Annotated in this window: 16 protein-coding genes; 3 read left to right on the top strand and 13 right to left on the bottom strand. The window is 72.6% G+C overall.

Features of this window, described 5'->3' with window-relative positions:
* Positions 1 to 13 precede the first annotated feature (13 nt).
* The gene (gene glnA, locus AC6CH6_RS10915; RefSeq protein WP_017834147.1) at positions 14 to 1354 is read right to left on the bottom strand and encodes a type I glutamate--ammonia ligase; all 1341 of its coding nucleotides are present in this window, start codon (positions 1352 to 1354) and stop codon (positions 14 to 16) included.
* A gap of 138 nt (positions 1355 to 1492) precedes the next feature.
* Here glnA and panB point away from each other — a divergent pair, with 138 nt between their 5' ends.
* Positions 1493 to 2329, top strand: coding sequence for a 3-methyl-2-oxobutanoate hydroxymethyltransferase (gene panB, locus AC6CH6_RS10920; protein ID WP_133411694.1), 837 nt, complete (start codon positions 1493 to 1495; stop codon positions 2327 to 2329).
* A 64-nt stretch (positions 2330 to 2393) separates the two neighbouring features.
* Here the strand turns inward: panB and AC6CH6_RS10925 are convergent, their stop codons facing one another.
* Positions 2394 to 2570 (bottom strand): SPOR domain-containing protein, encoded by a 177-nt coding sequence (locus AC6CH6_RS10925; RefSeq protein ID WP_498255131.1) that lies wholly within the window; start codon positions 2568 to 2570, stop codon positions 2394 to 2396.
* 131 nt (positions 2571 to 2701) lie between these two features.
* On the opposite strand from AC6CH6_RS10925, the gene map reads away from it, so the two are divergent.
* Positions 2702 to 3601, top strand: a complete 900-nt coding sequence (gene map, locus AC6CH6_RS10930) for a type I methionyl aminopeptidase (RefSeq protein ID WP_419967253.1) — start codon at positions 2702 to 2704, stop codon at positions 3599 to 3601.
* 58 nt (positions 3602 to 3659) lie between these two features.
* Positions 3660 to 4472, top strand: a complete 813-nt coding sequence (ppgK, locus tag AC6CH6_RS10935; RefSeq protein ID WP_498255132.1) for a polyphosphate--glucose phosphotransferase — start codon at positions 3660 to 3662, stop codon at positions 4470 to 4472.
* A 235-nt stretch (positions 4473 to 4707) separates the two neighbouring features.
* On the opposite strand, the gene nrdR is transcribed toward ppgK, so the two are convergent.
* The 11 genes from nrdR to ftsZ all read right to left on the bottom strand — a co-directional run bounded on the left by nrdR (position 4708) and on the right by ftsZ (position 16857).
* A complete protein-coding gene (gene nrdR, locus AC6CH6_RS10940; protein ID WP_419967254.1) occupies positions 4708 to 5277 on the bottom strand; it encodes a transcriptional regulator NrdR in 570 nt (189 codons plus the stop codon).
* A 7-nt stretch (positions 5278 to 5284) separates the two neighbouring features.
* On the bottom strand, positions 5285 to 6640 hold the full coding sequence (hisD, locus tag AC6CH6_RS10945) for a histidinol dehydrogenase (protein WP_498255133.1): 1356 nt from the start codon (positions 6638 to 6640) through the stop codon (positions 5285 to 5287).
* 58 nt (positions 6641 to 6698) lie between these two features.
* The gene (gene dnaE / locus AC6CH6_RS10950) at positions 6699 to 10247 is read right to left on the bottom strand and encodes a DNA polymerase III subunit alpha (RefSeq protein ID WP_017833675.1); all 3549 of its coding nucleotides are present in this window, start codon (positions 10245 to 10247) and stop codon (positions 6699 to 6701) included.
* Positions 10248 to 10338: 91 nt separating this feature from the next.
* Positions 10339 to 11289: an RluA family pseudouridine synthase gene (locus AC6CH6_RS10955; RefSeq protein ID WP_017833676.1), complete on the bottom strand. Its 951-nt coding sequence runs from the start codon at positions 11287 to 11289 to the stop codon at positions 10339 to 10341.
* A complete protein-coding gene (gene lspA / locus AC6CH6_RS10960) occupies positions 11282 to 11872 on the bottom strand; it encodes a signal peptidase II (protein WP_498255134.1) in 591 nt (196 codons plus the stop codon). The genes AC6CH6_RS10955 and lspA overlap by 8 nt, the downstream gene beginning before the upstream one ends.
* 205 nt (positions 11873 to 12077) lie before the next feature.
* Entirely contained in the window at positions 12078 to 12815 is a 738-nt protein-coding gene (locus AC6CH6_RS10965; protein ID WP_498255135.1) for a DivIVA domain-containing protein, read from the bottom strand.
* Positions 12816 to 13032: 217 nt separating this feature from the next.
* The gene (locus AC6CH6_RS10970; RefSeq protein ID WP_017833679.1) at positions 13033 to 13323 is read right to left on the bottom strand and encodes a YggT family protein; all 291 of its coding nucleotides are present in this window, start codon (positions 13321 to 13323) and stop codon (positions 13033 to 13035) included.
* Positions 13324 to 13332: 9 nt separating this feature from the next.
* Positions 13333 to 13854 (bottom strand): cell division protein SepF, encoded by a 522-nt coding sequence (locus AC6CH6_RS10975; protein WP_133411687.1) that lies wholly within the window; start codon positions 13852 to 13854, stop codon positions 13333 to 13335.
* A 128-nt stretch (positions 13855 to 13982) separates the two neighbouring features.
* Positions 13983 to 14762, bottom strand: coding sequence for a YggS family pyridoxal phosphate-dependent enzyme (locus AC6CH6_RS10980; RefSeq protein ID WP_498255136.1), 780 nt, complete (start codon positions 14760 to 14762; stop codon positions 13983 to 13985).
* On the bottom strand, positions 14759 to 15490 hold the full coding sequence (locus tag AC6CH6_RS10985; protein ID WP_498255137.1) for a purine nucleoside phosphorylase YfiH/LACC1 family protein: 732 nt from the start codon (positions 15488 to 15490) through the stop codon (positions 14759 to 14761). Before AC6CH6_RS10985 ends, AC6CH6_RS10980 begins: the two co-directional genes overlap by 4 nt.
* Positions 15491 to 15609: 119 nt before the next feature.
* Positions 15610 to 16857 carry a cell division protein FtsZ gene (ftsZ, locus tag AC6CH6_RS10990; RefSeq protein WP_498255138.1) on the bottom strand — a complete coding sequence of 416 codons (1248 nt, stop codon included), beginning with the start codon at positions 16855 to 16857 and terminating at the stop codon, positions 15610 to 15612.
* Positions 16858 to 17020 lie beyond the last annotated feature (163 nt).

Raw genomic sequence — 17020 nt, forward strand, 5'->3', positions numbered from 1 at the left:
GGTCCGTCCGGGGTCAGAGGATGCCGAGGTTGTTCTTGAGCTCGAAGTGCGTGACGACCCGGCGGTAGTCGTTCCAGTCGCGGCGCTTGTTGCGCAGGAAGTAGTCGTAGACCTGCTCCCCGAGCAGCTCGGCCATGAACTCCGACTCCTCGGTCTCCCGGATGGCGTCGTACAGGCTCGAGGGCAGCGGGTTGTGGCCGAGGGCGCGGCGCTCCGCGGAGCTCATCGCCGCGACGTCGTCCAGCTCCACGGGCGGGAGCTCGTACTCGTTCTCGATGCCCCGCAGACCCGCGGCCAGCAGCGCGGCGTAGGAGAGGTAGGGGTTCGTGGCGGAGTCGATGCCGCGGTACTCGATGCGCGCGGCCTGCACCTTGTCCGGCTTGGACAGGGGCACCCGCACGAGCGCGGAGCGGTTGTTGTGGCCCCAGGACTGGTAGGAGGGGGCCTCTCCCCCGCCCCACAGCCGCTTGTAGGAGTTGACGAACTGGTTGGTCACCGACGTGAACTCGGGGGCGTGCCGCAGGATGCCGGCGATGAAGTGCCCGGCCGTGCGGGAGAGGCGGAACTCGGACCCGGCCTCGAAGAAGGCGTTGGTGTCCCCCTCGAAGAGCGAGAAGTGGGTGTGCATGCCGGAGCCGGGGTGCTCGGTGAACGGCTTGGGCATGAAGGTCGCGTACAGCCCCTGCGAGAGGGCGACCTCCTTGATGACCGTGCGGAACGTCATGATGTTGTCGGCCGTCTGCAGGGCGTCGGCGTAGCGCAGGTCGATCTCGTTCTGCCCGGGGCCGGCCTCGTGGTGGGAGAACTCGACGGAGATCCCGACGGCCTCCAGCATGTTCACGGCCTTGCGCCGGAAGTCCTGCACCACGCCGCCCGGCACGTGGTCGAAGTACCCCTCGTGGTCCACGGGCGTGGGCCGGCCCTCGGCGTCGAGGTCCGCCGACTTCAGCAGGTAGAACTCGATCTCCGGCGCCGTGTAGCAGGTGAAGCCCATGTCCGAGGCCTTCTCCAGGACGCGCTTGAGCACCCCTCGCGGGTCCGAGGAGGAGGGCTCGCCGTCCGGGGTGAGGATGTTGCAGAACATCCGGGCGGTGGGCTCCGTCTCGCTGCGCCAGGGCAGGATCTGGAACGTGGACGGGTCCGGCTGCAGGAGCATGTCCGCCTCGGAGACCCGCGACAGGCCCTCGATGGAGGAGCCGTCGAAGCCGAGACCCTCCTCGAAGGCCGCCTCGACCTCGGCGGGGGCCAGGGCCACCGACTTGAGGCTCCCGACGACGTCCGTGAACCACATGCGCACGAAGCGCACGTCGCGCTCCTCGATGGTCCTGAGGACGAACTCCTGCTGACGGTCCATGGTTGTCTTCCTCGTCTTCCTGCCCGGGAGTGCTGTGCCGCCCGGGCACGCTTGCTGTCCCGCCCACTCTAACGCGCTGCCCCGCCGCGCCCGCCGGACCGGACGGCCGCGGACGGGCGCGCCCGATAGGGTGGGGCCATGACCCAGGAGACACCCCGTCCGGCACCGGGCGCGCTGGACGTGCGCCGGGTGCGCACGCACCACCTGCGCGAGGCCAAGCGCCGTGACGAGAAGTTCACGATGCTCACGTGCTACGACGCCCTGACGGCGGCGATCTTCGACGCGGCCGGCGTCGACTCGCTGCTGGTCGGGGACTCCGCGGGCAACAACGTCCTGGGCCACTCCAGCACCCTGCCCGTCACCGTGGACGAGCTGCTGCCGATGTGCCGTGCCGTGTCCGGCTCCGTCGAGCGCGCGTTCGTGGTGGTGGACCTGCCCTTCGGCTCCTACGAGGCCTCCCCCGAACAGGCGGTGGCCACCGCGGTGCGCTTCCTCAAGGAGGGCGGCGCGCACGCGGTAAAGCTCGAGGGCGGGGCGTGGTTCGCCCCCCACGTCCGGGCCATGGTCCAGGCCGGGGTGCCCGTCGTGGCCCACATCGGCTTCACCCCGCAGAGCGAGCACGCCCTGGGCGGGTACCGGGTGCAGGGTCGCGGCGACGCCGCGCGCACGCTCGTGGAGGACGCCCGCGCCCTCGAGGCCGCCGGGGCCTTCTGCCTGGTGATGGAGATGGTCCCGGCGGAGGCCGCCGCGGCCGTGGACGCCGCCCTGGAGATCCCGACCGTGGGCATCGGGGCCGGGCCCGCGACCACGGGCCAGGTGCTCGTGTGGCAGGACATGCTGGGGCTGCGCCGGGGCCGGATGCCGCGCTTCGTCCGGCAGTACGCGGACCTGCACGGGGTGGTCTCCGACGCCGTGGGCCGCTACGTCGAGGACGTGCGCTCGGGGGCCTTCCCGGCCCCGGAGCACGGCTTCTGAGCCACCGCGCCCGGCGCACCGTTCCGGGGCGACCCGGCCCTCGAGGCACTGCGCCCGCGGCGGATCAGCCCTCCTCGAAGGCGCGGTCCTCCTCGTCCCACTGCCGGGTGCGCTCCGCGGCGAGCTTCAGCGCGTTCTGCGCCACCTCGCGCGTGGCGTAGGGCCCGAGCAGCTTGCGGTAGTCCGACTGCGGGCCCTCCTCGACCTGGTGGGTGTAGGTGTTGAACCAGTACTCGGCCATGACCTCTCCTCTCGGTGGCCGCCGGGCACCGGTGACCGGACCGGCCCCGTGCCCGGCGCGCTAGGGTAGATCCTAGGCCCGGACCGGCCCGGACGGGGCCGGCCCACCCGATCCAGGAGGTCCAGACCCCCGTGCCCACGCACAACCTCACCGCTCCCGCCCCCGGCGGCACCGCCCCCGTCGGCGCCCTCGCTCCCGGCTCCGTGACCCCCGGCCGGCCCGTGCCGGCGTCCATCCCCCGCCCCGAGTACGTGGGCCGGGCGGAGCCGGACGAGGGCCGCGGCGGCAACGTCTACACCCCGGACGAGATCGAGCTCATCCGTGCGGCGGGCCGGATCGCGGCGCGCGCCCTGCAGGAGGCCGGCCGGGCCGCCGTGCCGGGCACGACCACGGACGAGCTCGACCGGATCGCCCACGAGTACCTGTGCGACCACGGGGCCTACCCCTCCTGCCTGGGGTACCGGGGCTTCCCCAAGTCCATCTGCACGTCCCTCAACGAGGTGATCTGCCACGGCATCCCCGACTCCACGGTGCTGGAGGAGGGCGACATCATCAACCTGGACGTCACGGCCTACAAGGACGGCTTCCACGGCGACACCAACCGGATGTTCCTGGTGGGCGAGGTCGACGAGCAGTCCCGCCTGCTGGTCGAGCGCACCGAGGAGGCCCTGAACCGGGCCGTCAAGGCCGTCCGCCCGGGCCGGGAGATCAACGTCATCGGCCGCGTCATCGAGAAGTACGCCCGGCGTTTCGACTACGGCGTGGTGCGGGACTTCACCGGCCACGGGGTGGGCCGGGAGTTCCACTCCGGGCTGATCGTCCCCCACTACGACGCCGCGCCGTCCTACTCCACCCTGATGGTCCCGGGCATGGTCTTCACGATCGAGCCCATGCTGACCCTGGGCACGATCCAGTGGGAGCAGTGGGACGACGACTGGACCGTGACCACGCGCGACCGGCGGCGCAGCGCGCAGTTCGAGCACACCATGGCCGTCACCGAGGACGGGGTGGACGTCCTCACCCTGCCGTAGGCCCTGCCGTAGACTGCCCACTGATCATCCGACCACGGCCCCACGAGAGGACCGCCCCATGACCACACCAGACCGCGACGTCGCCGCCGTCCCGAACCGCCGCGTCATCGGCATCGACTTCGGCGGCACCGGGACCAAGGGCGGGATCGTGGACCTCGACACGGGCGAGCTCGTCGGCGAGCGATTCCGGATCGCCACCCCCCGCCCGGCCACCCCCGAGAAGGTCGCGGAGGTGATGCAGCAGATCGTCGCGGAGCTGCAGTCCCGTCCCGGGGCTCCCGCCCCAGACTCGCCCGTGGGCATCGTCTTCCCGGCGATCATCAAGGAGGGCGTGGCCCTGTCCGCGGCGAACATCGACAAGTCCTGGATCGGCACGGACGTCGACGGCCTCATGACCGAACGGCTCGGCCGCCCGGTCGAGGCCCTCAACGACGCCGACGCCGCGGGGCTGGCCGAGGCCGTCTACGGGGCCGGACGGGGCGTCAAGGGCCTGGTCATCGTGATCACCCTGGGCACCGGGATCGGCTCCGCCCTGATCCTCAACGGCAAGCTCGTCCCCAACGCCGAGCTGGGGCACCTGGAGATCGACGGCCACGACGCCGAGACGAAGGCGTCCGCCGCCGCGCGCGAGCGCGAGGACATGCCGTGGAAGAAGTGGGCGACCACCCGTCTGCAGCGCTACTTCAGCCACGTGGAGTTCCTGTTCTCGCCCAACCTGTTCGTGGTCGGCGGCGGGGTGTCGAAGAAGGCGGAGAAGTTCCTCCCCTTCATCGAGCTGCGCACGCCCGTGAAGGTCGCCGAGCTCCGGAACAACGCCGGCATCGTGGGCGCCGCCCTGTGGGCTGGCATCCCGCACGCGCCCGAGAGCTGAGCCCGGTCCGACGACGACGCCCGGTCACCTCCGCGAGGAGGTGACCGGGCGTCGTCGTGACCGGGCGGGAACGATCCGGCCGGGGCAGAAAAAACCCGCCGGGGGCCGCGGCTTCCCCTCCGCAGCCCCCGGCGGGAGCTTGTTGTGGACCCCACTCTACGGTCCTCCTCCGGCCTGCGGCAAGGGACACGCCGGGACGTGGCGGCCGGAGCCGGTGCACCGCACGGGCGGGTCGTCAGAGCAGCCTCGGCTGGGACACGCCCTCGACGCCCTTGCCCCGCGGCCGCCGGCCGGTGCGCTTGCGGGCGGCGCCGATGGGCTCCACGGTCGCGGGGATGGTCTGCTGCCCGGTCTGCTCGGCCTGCTGCCGGCGCAGGAGGTCGATCGCCTCCTCGAAGTCCCCCAGGCCGTCGAAGGCCTGGTAGACGCTGGCGAAGCGCAGGTACGCCACGACGTCCAGCCGGCGGAGCGGGGCCAGGATCGCCAGCCCCACCTCGTGCGCCTCGATCTCCGCGGCGCCCAGCGCCCGGATCGTCTCCTCGACCTCCTGGGCTAGCATCGCGAGGTCGTCCTCGCTCACCGGCCGCCCCTGGCAGGCCTTGCGCACCCCGTTGACGATCTTCTGCCGGTCGAAGGGCTCGGTGACGCCCGAGCGCTTGATGACCGAGATGGTCGTGGTCTCGAGCGTGGTGAAGCGCCGGCCGCACTCGGAGCACTGGCGGCGGCGGCGGATCGCCGTCCCGTCGTCCGTGGTGCGGCTGTCGACGACGCGGGAGTCGGTGTGACGGCAGAACGGGCAGTGCACGGTCGGATCAGCTCCCGGTGCGGATCGTGATGGCCCGGCCGTGCGCGGGCAGGTCCTCGGAGCGCGCGACGGCCACGATGTCCTCCCCGATCACGGCGAGCGCGTCCTGGGTGTACTCGACGATCTGCACGGCCTTCATGAAGGCGGTGGTGGACAGGCCCTGGGCGTGCACCGCCGTCCCGCCCGTGGGCAGCACGTGGTTCGAGCCCGCCGCGTAGTCGCCGAGCGGGACGGGGCTGTAGGGCCCCAGGAAGATCGCCCCCGCGTTGCGCACCCGGGCGGCGACCTCCTGCGGGTCGGCGGTGTGGATCTCGAGGTGCTCGGCGGCGTAGGCGTCGGCCACGGCGATCGAGGAGTCGAGGTCGTCGGTGAGCACGATCCCGGACTGCTGCCCGGACAGGGCGGTGGCGATCCGCTCCCGGTGCTTCGCCTCGGGGACCTGGACGGCGAGCTCCGCGGCGACCCGCTCGGCGAGCCCGGGCGAGTGGGTGATCAGCACCGCGCCGGCGGCGGGGTCGTGCTCGGCCTGGGAGATCAGGTCGGCGGCCACGTAGGCGGGCACGGCGGTGTCGTCGGCCAGCACGGCGATCTCGGTGGTCCCCGCCTCGGCGTCCACGCCGACCACGGAGCGGAGCAGGCGCTTGGCCGTGGCGACGTAGACGTTGCCCGGACCGGTCACGGTGTCGACCGGCTCGAGGACGTCGTCGCCGTCCGTGACCCCGTGGGCCATGGCGGCCAGCGACTGGGCACCGCCGATGGCCCAGACCTCGTCCACCCCGAGCAGCCCGGCGGCCGCGAGGATCGTGGGGTGCGGCAGGCCCCCGAACTCCTTCTGCGGCGGGCTGCACAGCACCACCGAGCCGACCCCCGCCGCCTGGGCCGGGACGACGTTCATGACCACGGACGAGGGGTAGACGGCCAGCCCGCCGGGCACGTAGAGCCCCGCCCGGTGCAGGGGCGTCCACCGGTGCACGAGCACGGCGCCGGGCGCGACTTCGACGCGGGCGTCGGCCGGGCGCTGCGCCTGCGCGAAGGCCAGGGTGCGCTCGATGGCGGTCTCCAGGCCCCGGCGCACGGCCGGGTCCAGCTCGTCGACCGCCCGCCGGATCTCCGCCGGGTCGACGCGCAGCCGGCCCTGGGCCACGCCGTCGAAGCGCTGCGCGTAGCGGCGCAGGGCGACGGCGCCCTCGGTGCGGACCGCGGCGATGATCTCCTCCACGACCTGCTGCGCCGAGGCGAGCGACGTGGAGCTCTGCCGGGGCACGGCCGCCCGCAGCTCGGACCAGGACAGGTGCCGGCCGCGCAGGTCGATCGTTCGCAGGACGGGAGTCGTGGTCGTCTCAGCAGTAGTCACGCTCTCCATGGTATTCCACCGCGGCGCCCGGCCGGGTGCCGGGCCTTGCGCTCCGCCGCCCGGTGGGCTATACCTCCAGGCAGGTCGGGCCGAGCAGCACCTTGAGGTCCCCGAACAGCGCCGGTGAGGGGTTCACCCGCAGATCGGGGCCCAGGCGCAGGACCTGCACCTTCTGGCGGGTCTCGAGGTGGATGCGCACCTCGGAGTCCCCGCGGTGGTTGCGCAGCACCGCGCCGATCTCCTTGACCGTCTCCTCCGTGGCGCGGAACTCGGGCAGGGCGATCAGCACGGGGCCGCTGTGCCCGTCCGCCGAGAGCTCCGGCACGGTGAGCTCCTGCGCGGAGATCGTCACCGACCCGTCGTCCCGGCGTTGCAGCCGGCCCTTGATTACACAGATGAGGTCCTCCGCGAGCACGCCCGCGATGGGGGCGTAGGCCTTGCCGAAGAACATGATCTCGATCGAGCCCGTCCGGTCCTCGAGCTCCACCCGCGCGTAGGCGTTGCCCGAGGTCTTGGCGATCCGCCGGGACAGGGAGGTGATCATGCCCGCCACGGTCACCACGGCGCCGTCGGGCCGGCCGTCCTCGCCGAGCAGCGGCTGGATCGAGGTGTCGGCGTACTGCCCGAGCGCCTCGTCGAGGCCGCGCAGCGGGTGGTCGGAGACGTACAGGCCGAGCATCTCGCGCTCGAAGGCCAGCAGGTCCTTGCGCTCCCACTCGGGCACGTCCGGCACCGCGACGGTCAGCGACGTCGAGGGGTCCTCGTCGTCCAGCCCCATGCCCCCGAAGAGGTCGAACTGCCCGGCCGCCTCCTGGCGCTTGACGGCGACCGTGGCGTCCACGGCCTCCTCGTGGCAGAGCACGAGTCCGCGCCGGGTGTGGCCCAGCCGGTCGAAGGCGCCCGCCTTGACCAGGGACTCGATGGTGCGCTTGTTGCACACCACGGCGGGGACCTTCGCGAGGAAGTCGTTGAAGGAGGTGAAGGCGCCGTGCTCCTCCCGGGCCTCGACCATCGCGCTGACCACGTTGGCGCCCACGTTGCGCACCGCGCCCATCCCGAAGCGGATGTCGGTGCCCACCGGGGTGAAGTTCAGCGCGGACTCGTTGACGTCCGGGGGCAGCACGGTGATGCCCATCCGGCGGCACTCGGTGAGGTACAGGGCGAGCTTGTCCTTGTCGTCGCCCACCGAGGTGAGCAGCGCGGCCATGTACTCGGCCGGGTAGTGCGCCTTGAGGTACGCCGTCCAGTAGGAGACGAGGCCGTAGGCGGCGGAGTGGGCCTTGTTGAACGCGTAGTCGGAGAAGGGCAGGAGGATGTCCCACAGGGCCTTGATCGCGGCCTCGGAGTAGCCGCGCTCCACCATGCCGCCGTGGAAGCCCTCGTACTGCTTGTCCAGCTCCGACTTCTTCTTCTTGCCCATGGCGCGGCGGAGGATGTCCGCCTGGCCGAGCGTGAAGCCCGCGACCTTCTGGGCGATCGCCATGACCTGCTCCTGGTAGACGATCAGGCCGTAGGTCGTGTTGAGGATCTCCGCGAGCGGCTCCTCGAGCTCGGGGTGGATCGGGGTGATCTCCTGCTGGCCGGTCTTGCGCAGCGCGTAGTTCGTGTGCGAGTTCGCGCCCATGGGCCCCGGACGGTACAGGGCGATGACCGCGGAGATGTCCTCGAAGTTGTCGGGGCGCATGAGCTTGAGCAGCTGGCGCATGGGCCCGCCGTCGAGCTGGAACACCCCGAGGGTGTCGCCGCGGGCCAGCAGCTCGTAGGACTCGGCGTCGTCGAGCAGGAGGTTCTCGAGGTCGAGGACGAACCCGTCCTGGTTCAGCGTGATGTTCTCGATCGCGTCGGAGATGATCGTGAGGTTGCGTAGCCCCAGGAAGTCCATCTTGATCAGCCCGAGCCCCTCGGAGGTGGGGTAGTCGAACTGGGTGATGACCTGCCCGTCCTGCTCGCGGCGCATGATCGGGATGATGTCGATCAGCGGGTCCGAGGACATGATGACGCCCGCCGCGTGCACCCCCCACTGCCGCTTGAGCCCCTCGAGGCCCTCGGCGGTGTCGAAGATCTTCTTCGCCTCCGGGTCCTGGGCGAGGATCTCGCGCAGCTCGTCGGCCTCCCCGTAGCGCTTGGCGCTCTCGTCGTAGACGTCCTTGAGGGAGATGCCCTTGCCCATGACGTCCGGCGGCATGGCCTTGGTCAGCTTCTCCCCCATCGAGAAGGGGTATCCCAGCACGCGCGAGGAGTCCTTGAGCGCCTGCTTGGCCTTGATGGTGCCGTAGGTGACGATCATGGCCACGCGCTCGTCGCCGTACTTCTCGGTGACGTAGTGGATCACCTCGGAGCGGCGGCGGTCGTCGAAGTCGACGTCGAAGTCGGGCATGGAGACGCGGTCCGGGTTGAGGAAGCGCTCGAAGATCAGGCCGTGCTCCAGCGGGTTCAGCTCGGTGATGCGCATGGCGTACGCGACCATCGAGCCGGCCCCGGAGCCGCGGCCCGGTCCCACCCGGATCCCGTTGTTCTTGGCCCAGTTGATGAAGTCGGCCACCACCAGGAAGTACCCGGGGAAGCCCATCTGCAGGATGATGCCCTTCTCGTAGTCCGCCTGCCGCTGGACGTCCTCGGGGATCCCGCCGGGGAAGCGGTGGTGCAGGCCCCGCTGCACCTCCTCGACGAACCAGGACTCCTCGTCGTGGCCCTCGGGGGTCGGGAAGCGGGGCATGTAGTTCGCGGAGGTGTCGAACTCGACGTTGCACCGCTCCGCGATCTCCAGGGTGTTGTCGCACGCCTCGGGGAAGTCCCGGAACAGCTCCCGCATCTCCGCCGGGGACTTCAGGTAGAACTCGTCGGCGTCGAACTTGAACCGCTTCGGGTCCGCCAGCGTCGAGCCGGACTGCACGCACAGCAGGGCGGCGTGGGACTTCGCGTCCTCGGCGTGGGTGTAGTGCAGGTCGTTGGTGGCCACGAGCGGCAGCTGCAGGTCCTTGGCGAGCTTGAGCAGGTCGCCGGTGACCCGCTTCTCGATCCCCAGGCCGTGGTCCATGAGCTCGCAGTAGTAGTTCTCGGCGCCGAAGATGTCGCGGAACTCCGCCGCGGCCTGCCGCGCCTCCTGGTACTGGCCCAGGCGCAGGCGGGTCTGCACCTCCCCGGAGGGGCAGCCGGTGGTCGCGATGAGGCCCTTGCCGTAGGTGTTCAGCAGCTCGCGGTCCATGCGCGGCTTGTAGAGCTGGCCCTCAAGGGACGCCAGGGACGAGGCGCGGAACAGGTTCTGCATGCCCTGGGTGGTCTCCGCGAGCAGCGTCATGTGCGTGTAGGCGCCGCCGCCCGAGACGTCGTCCCGGCCGCCGTCGGCGAACTTCACGCGGGTGCGGTCGGAGCGGGCGGTGCCCGGCGTCAGGTAGGCCTCCACGCCGATGATGGGCTTGATCCCCGCGTTGCGGGCCTTGTTCCAGAAGTCGAAGGCCCCGAAGACGAAGCCGTGGTCGGTCGTCGCCAGGGAGGACATCCCCAGTTCGTGACAGGCCTCGAAGAGGTCGTCGAGGCGTGCCGCACCGTCGAGCATGGAGTACTCGGTGTGCACGTGGAGGTGGGTGAAGCTGTTCTTGCCGGTCGCCGTCGTCACCCGACCAGTGTAGTGGTCCGCACCGACCGCTCCGCCCCGCCGGGGCCGTCCCGCGGCGGCCGGCTCCCCCGGCCGGGGCCGCTCCGCCGGGTCAGGCGGGACCGCCGTCGCGCAGCGTCTCGAGGGCGAAGGAGAGGTCCGGCGGGTACGGGCTCTCGTACTCGACGGGCTCCCCCGTGCCGGGGTGCTCGAAGCCCAGGCGCTTGGCGTGCAGCCACTGCCGGGTGAGCCCGAGGCCGGCCGACAGCGCGGGGTCCGCGCCGTAGGTGAGGTCCCCGCAGCACGGGTGGCGCAGCGCGGAGAAGTGCACGCGGATCTGGTGGGTGCGGCCGGTCTCCAGGTGCACCTCGACGAGCGCCGCCCGGCCGAAGGCCTCCAGGACTTCGTAGTGGGTGATCGACGCGCGGCCGCCGTCGACCACGGCGAAGCGCCAGTCGTAGCCGGGGTGGCGCCCGATCGGCGCGTCGATCGTCCCGCGCAGCGGGTCAGGGAGGCCCTGCACCACCGTGTGGTAGACCTTCGTGACCGTCCGGTCCTTGAAGGCGCGCTTGAGCGCGGTGTACGCGCGCTCGGTGCGGGCCACGACCATCAGCCCGGACGTGCCGACGTCGAGCCGGTGCACCACACCGGCCCGTTCGGGGGCGCCGGAGGTGCTCACGGTGACGCCCGCGCCCGCCAGGGCCCCGACCACGGTCGGTCCCTTCCAGCCCGGCGAGGGGTGCGCGGCGACGCCGGGTGGCTTGTCGATCACCACGATGTCGTCGTCCAGGTGCACCACGCGGAAGTCCTCGACCAGCTGGGGCACGATCCGTGCCGGGTCCTCGGGGACGGGCACGTGCACGGTGAGGGTCTGCGAGGCTTCGACCCGGAAGGACTTGGCGACGGGCCGGTCGCGGTGCAGCACGCGACCCTCGGCGCAGAGCACGGCGGCCGCGGAGCGGGAGAGCCCGGTGAGGGCGGCCACGGCGGCGTCCGCGCGCTGGCCCTCGAGCTCGGGCGGCACGGTGAAGCGCTCCTGCACGTGCTCCTCGGGCTCAGCCACGGGTGCCCTCCTCCTCCGGCGAGGCCTCGACCCGCTGCGCGGCCGGGGCGCCCGCGCCCGTGCGGGTGCCGTCGAGCTCCCGGCCGAGCAGCGTCAGGAGCACCACGAGGGAGACCCCCACGACCACCCCGCAGTCGGCGATGTTGAAGATCGCGAAGCGCGGCACGGCGATGAAGTCCACCACGTGGCCCATCCCGGAGCCGGGGTCCCGCAGGAGCCGGTCGGTCAGGTTGCCGAGGGCGCCGCCGAGGACGAGCCCCAGGGCCAGGGCCCACGCGGCCGAACGCACCCGGCGGAGGGTGAGCACGATGAGGACGGAGACGACCACCATCACCAGGGTGAAGACCCACGTGATGTTCTCCCCCAGGGAGAACGCGGCGCCGGGGTTGCGGATGAACTGCCACCACAGCAGTCCCTCGACCACCGGCGTCCGCTGGCCGAGCTCCATGGTCGCGACGACCCACCACTTGGTGAGCTGGTCCGCGGCGTACACCAGCAGCGCGGCGGCCGCGGCGAGGAGGAGGACGCCCCGCGGGGTCCGGCGGTCGGGTGCGCCGGCGGGGACTTCGGGGGACTCGCTCATGCTCTCCTCGGGTGGCGGGGCGGGGATCGGGCCCGCCCCGGGTGGCGGGGCGGCGGGGACGTCGGCCCCGTTCCATGGTGCCACGTCCGCCCGGGAGCCATCGGCCCCGGGGGCGCCCCTCCAGGGGCGGCCCCGGGGCGGGGCGACGACGGAGGGACCGGCACGTGGCCGGTCCCTCCGCAGGGTGCGCGTCGCGGCGCGGCGGCTAGGCCTGCTCGGACCGGACCGGGCCGGCGGCGCCGTCCGCGGCCGGTGCGGGCTCGAGGGACGGGGTGGTGTCCAGGTCCTGCAGCTGGTCCTGGATGTACGCCTTGAGGTTGGTGCGGTAGTCCTGCTCGAAGGCGCGCAGCCCCGAGACGCGGGCCTGCAGCTCGGCCTGCTCCTCCTGGAGGGCCGTGAGGGTCTCCTCGCGCGTGCGCTGGGCGTCCGTGACGAGCTCCTCGGCCCGCTCGCGGGCCTCGCCGACGATCCGGTCCCGCTCGGCGGTGCCCTCGGCGACGTACTCGTCGTGCAGCTTCTGGGCCATCGCCAGGACGCCGGCCGCGGACTGCGCCGCACCGGAGGTGGGCGCGGTCTCCGCGGCGACGGTCTCGGCGGCCCCGGTGCCGGCCGCGGCGGGCGAGGTCCGCTCCACCGCCTCCTGCGGCGCACCGCCGGTGACCGGGGCGGGGGCCTCGACGGTCTCCCCGGCGGTCTCCCCGGCGGTGTCGTCGGCGACGGGGAGGCCGGGCTCGGAGACGGGCGACGGCGCGGAGTCCTTGGGAGCGACGGGCTGCCCGGCGGCCTCGAGCTGCTGCTTGAGGTCGCTGTTCTCCTGGTTCAGGCGGCGCAGCTCCACGACGATCTCGTCGAGGAAGTCGTCGACCTCGTCCTGGTCGTAGCCCTCCCGGAACTTCGTGGGCTGGAACCGCTTGTTGATGACGTCTTCGGGCGTCAGAGCCATGGGTGCATTCCTTCGTGGGCGGAGCGCGGGCGCGGCCCGCGGCGGGGGATCCGTCCGACCGGGGCCGGGGCGGCGCGGTGGCCGGCGCCCGGTGGTCGTGCGGTTACAGCGTACAGGCCGGTCTCCGGCGGGCCGGGTCCGACAGGCACCGGGTCGGACCAGCACTGCGTCGGACCAGCACTGCGTCGGACCAGCACTGCGTCGGACCAGCACTGCGTCAGACCAGCATCGAGCCGATGATGCCCTGGACGATGCTGACGGCGAAGATGAGGATGAGGAACCCGAGGTCCAGCGACACCCCGCCGAAGCGCAGGGGCGGCACGATCCGCCGGAGCCACCGCATCGGCGGGTCGGTGACGGTGTACACGGCGGAGGCCCCGACGAGGGCGGCTCCGCGGGGCCGCCAGTTGCGGGCGAACATCTGCACCCAGTCGAGCACGAGGCGCGCGAGCAGCGCGACGTACACGAGGTGCAGTGCCAGGTACAGCACGGAGAGCAACAGGTCCATCGGTCCGCCTCAGTCCTCCTGGTGGTCGTCGGTCTCGTCCTCGCCGCCGGCGGGGTGCCCGACGACCTCCACGTAGGACGGGGTGAGCAGGAAGACCTTGCCGGTCACCCGTTCGATGGAGCCGTGCAGGGCGAAGACCAGGCCGGCGGAGAAGTCCACCAGGCGCTTGGCCTCGGCGTCGCCCATGTCGCTGACGTTCATGATGACGGGCGTGCCCTCGCGGAAGGCCTCGCCGATGGACTTCGCGTCGTTGTAGGAGCGGGGGTGGACCGTGGTGATCGTGCGCAAGGTCGAGCTGTCCTCTCGAGAGCTGGAGGGGGCGCGTTTGATGGGGGTGACCGGCGCCCGGTACTCGGCCGACCGGCGCGGCACGGCCACTGCGGTGGACTCGTGGGCGCGGGCCTCGCGCGGCTCCTCGCGGACCGCGGCGGCGGGCTGGTGCTCCTGGCGGGACGGCGTCGGCTCGTCGTAGTCCTCGTCCGTCTCGGCGAGGCCGAGATAGATCATGGTGCGGCGCAACGCTCCGGCCATGGTGCTCTCCTTGACTGTCTGTGCGGATATCGGCGGTGGGGGGAGTTCCGGGATCCTCGGACCGCCCTGCGCCCGTGGTGCTGCCCGGAACGCGGTACGGCCCTGGCCCCGCGGGGCCGTCCTCCAAGCTATCCTACGGGCGCCCGGGGGCCGAGGATATCGGAGCCGACGCGCACGTGCGTGGCTCCCCGGGCGACCGCCTCCTCGAGGTCCTGGCTCATGCCCGCGGACACGGCCGTGGCCTCCGGGAGGGACCGCCGCAGCCGCTGCGAGAGCTCCTGGAGGCGGTCGAAGGCGGGCCCCGGGGGCGACCCCAGCGGGGCGACGGCCATGAGGCCTCCGGCACGCAGCCCCTCGGTGCCGGCGATCTGTTCGGCGAGCCCGACGACGTCCTCGGGGCGGGCGCCGCCGCGGCGCTCCTCGGCGTCCAGGGACACCTGGACGAGGCACGTCAGGTCCTGCTCGGCGCACGGCCCGGGGGCCGCGTCCCCGGCCGCCACGGCCTCCCGGTGCCGCTGCACCGCCTTGCCGAGGGCCGTGACCAGCGAGGCCCGGTCCACGGAGTGCACCCACGCCGCGTAGCGCACCACCGACTTCGCCTTGTTCGACTGGAGCTGGCCCACGAAGTGCCAGGTGAGGGGTCCGTCCACGAGCCCGGCCACCTCCCGCGCCTTGGCGGCGGCCTCCTGGTCCCGGTTCTCCCCCACGTCCCGGACGCCGAGCCGGTGCAGCCGGGCCACGTCCGCGGCCGGAAAGAACTTCGTCACGGCGACCAGCACGGGCTCCTCGGCCGCCCCGCTCCCCCGCGCCGCGGCCGCGATCCGGGCACGCACCCGGTCGAGGGACCGGGCGAGCTCCAGGGTCCGCGGATCGTCGCCGCCGGGGGCGGCGGCCGGGTCGGCGCTCACGCGGCACCCTCCCCGCGGGGACCGGAGCGCCAGACGAGGCCGACGATGCGGCCGGAGCCGGGGTCCCTGCGGTGCGAGGACAGCCGCTCGTTCTCGAGGGTGCAGGAGGAGCCGGCCCCCGACGGCTCAACGACGCCGACCCCGAGGGCGGACAGCCGCTCCCGGGCCCCGGCGCGCAGGTCGAGGGCAGGCGTGCCCCAGGACGTCGTGGCGGCCACCGCGGGGATCCGCTCCGCGGACTCCGCGCGCATGGCGGCCGGCACCTCGTAGCAGCTGCCGCAGATCGAGGGACCGAGCCAGGCCGACAGCCCGCTCGCGCCCCGTGCCCGCAGCTGCTCGACCGCGCGATCGAGCACGCCCTCGAGCAGTCCGCGGCGCCCGGCGTGCGCCACGCCCGTGAGCGGGCCTCGGGGCCCCTCCCCGACGAGCACGACGGGCACGCAGTCGGCGACCATCACGGCCAGCGGCACACCCGTCGCCGTGACCGCGGCGTCCGCGGTCGGCACGGCCGGCCGGTCGTGCCGGTCCGCGTCGGCCACGTCGGTGCCGTGCACCTGGTCGAGGAACACCAGGGAGCCCCCGGGGACGCCGATCGACCGCTCGAGCGCGGCCCGGCGGGCCCGCACCGCGTCCGGGTCGTCGCCCGTGTGCAGCGCGAGGTTGCCCGCGCCCCGGTCCGTGAACGCCACCCGGACGCCCTGCCCGACGTCGTCCTGCCACCAGAGCACCGGGTCCTCCTGTCGTTGCTCGTCGTGTCTCGTCGTGCCGCCGGAGGAACCGGCGGCGGGGCTTAACGCGCCCTGGGGGCGGACGCGGGTCCACCGCGTCCGCCCCCAGGGCGCCGGACTCACTTCAGGAAGTCGGGGAAGTCCAGGGAGTCCTTGCGCCCGGAGCCCGCCCCGGCGCCGGCCTCCGCCTCGGCGGGCAGGTCGACGTCGAAGCCGGCGTCGTCGGGCACGTCGTCGTTCTGCACCGGCTGCGCCCACCGCTGCGAGGTGGAGGGCTGGGCGAAGGACGGGGTCCCGCCGCGCTGCGGGGCACGGCCCACGCCGGCGGGCTGACCGGCGCCGGACCCGAAGGCCGCGCGCGTGCTCGCCGCCTGCTGGGCGGCCGCGTTGGTGTTGTTCGCGTTGGTCTCCGGGCTCACCGAGTCGAAGCCCGCGGCGATGACCGTGACGCGGGCCTGGTCGCCCAGGGCGTCGTCGATGACCGCGCCGAAGATGATGTTCGCCTCGGGGTGGGCGACCTCCTGGACCAGGCGGGCGGCCTCGTTGATCTCGAACAGCCCGAGGTCGGAGCCGCCCTGGATGGACAGGAGCACGCCGTGGGCGCCGTCGATCGAGGCCTCGAGCAGCGGCGACGCGATGGCGAGCTCCGCCGCCTTCACGGCACGGTCCTCGCCCTGCGCGGCGCCGATGCCCATGAGCGCCGAGCCGGCGCCCTGCATCACGGACTTCACGTCGGCGAAGTCGAGGTTGATCAGGCCCGGGGTGGTGATCAGGTCCGTGATGCCCTGCACGCCGGAGAGCAGCACCTGGTCCGCGGACTTGAAGGCGTCCAGCATGGACACGTTGCGGTCGGAGATGGACAGCAGCCGGTCGTTGGGGATCACGATGAGGGTGTCGACCTCGTCGCGCAGCGTCTCGATCCCGTTCTCCGCCTGGTTGGACCGGCGGCGGCCCTCGAAGGTGAAGGGGCGGGTGACGACACCGATGGTCAGGGCGCCCAGGGAGCGGGCGATGCGGGCGACCACGGGGGCGCCGCCGGTGCCGGTGCCGCCGCCCTCGCCGGCGGTCACGAAGACCATGTCGGCCCCCTTGATGACCTCCTCGATCTCCTCGTGGTGGTCCTCCGCCGCCTGGCGGCCGACATCGGGGTTGGCGCCGGCGCCCAGACCGCGCGTGAGCTCGCGCCCGACGTCGAGCTTGACGTCGGCGTCGCTCATCAGCAGGGCCTGCGCGTCCGTGTTGATCGCGATGAACTCGACGCCGCGCAGCCCCTCCTCGATCATCCGGTTGACGGCGTTGACGCCGCCGCCGCCGATTCCGACGACCTTGATGACGGCCAAGTAGTTCTGGGGGGTGGAGGAGTCCATGGGTACCTAACTGGAGATGGTTCGGGTCGGGGATGGCGAGCCGTTTCTCAACCTTCTATCGAAGGTCGAATCTCATGCCGTCAGCTGCTCCCCCGGCGGGTTCGATGTCGGGGTCAAGCCTAACAACGACGGGGACCACCTGCACGACAAGCCATACCGCTTT

The organism is Kocuria sp. GQ42 (assembly GCF_059758435.1).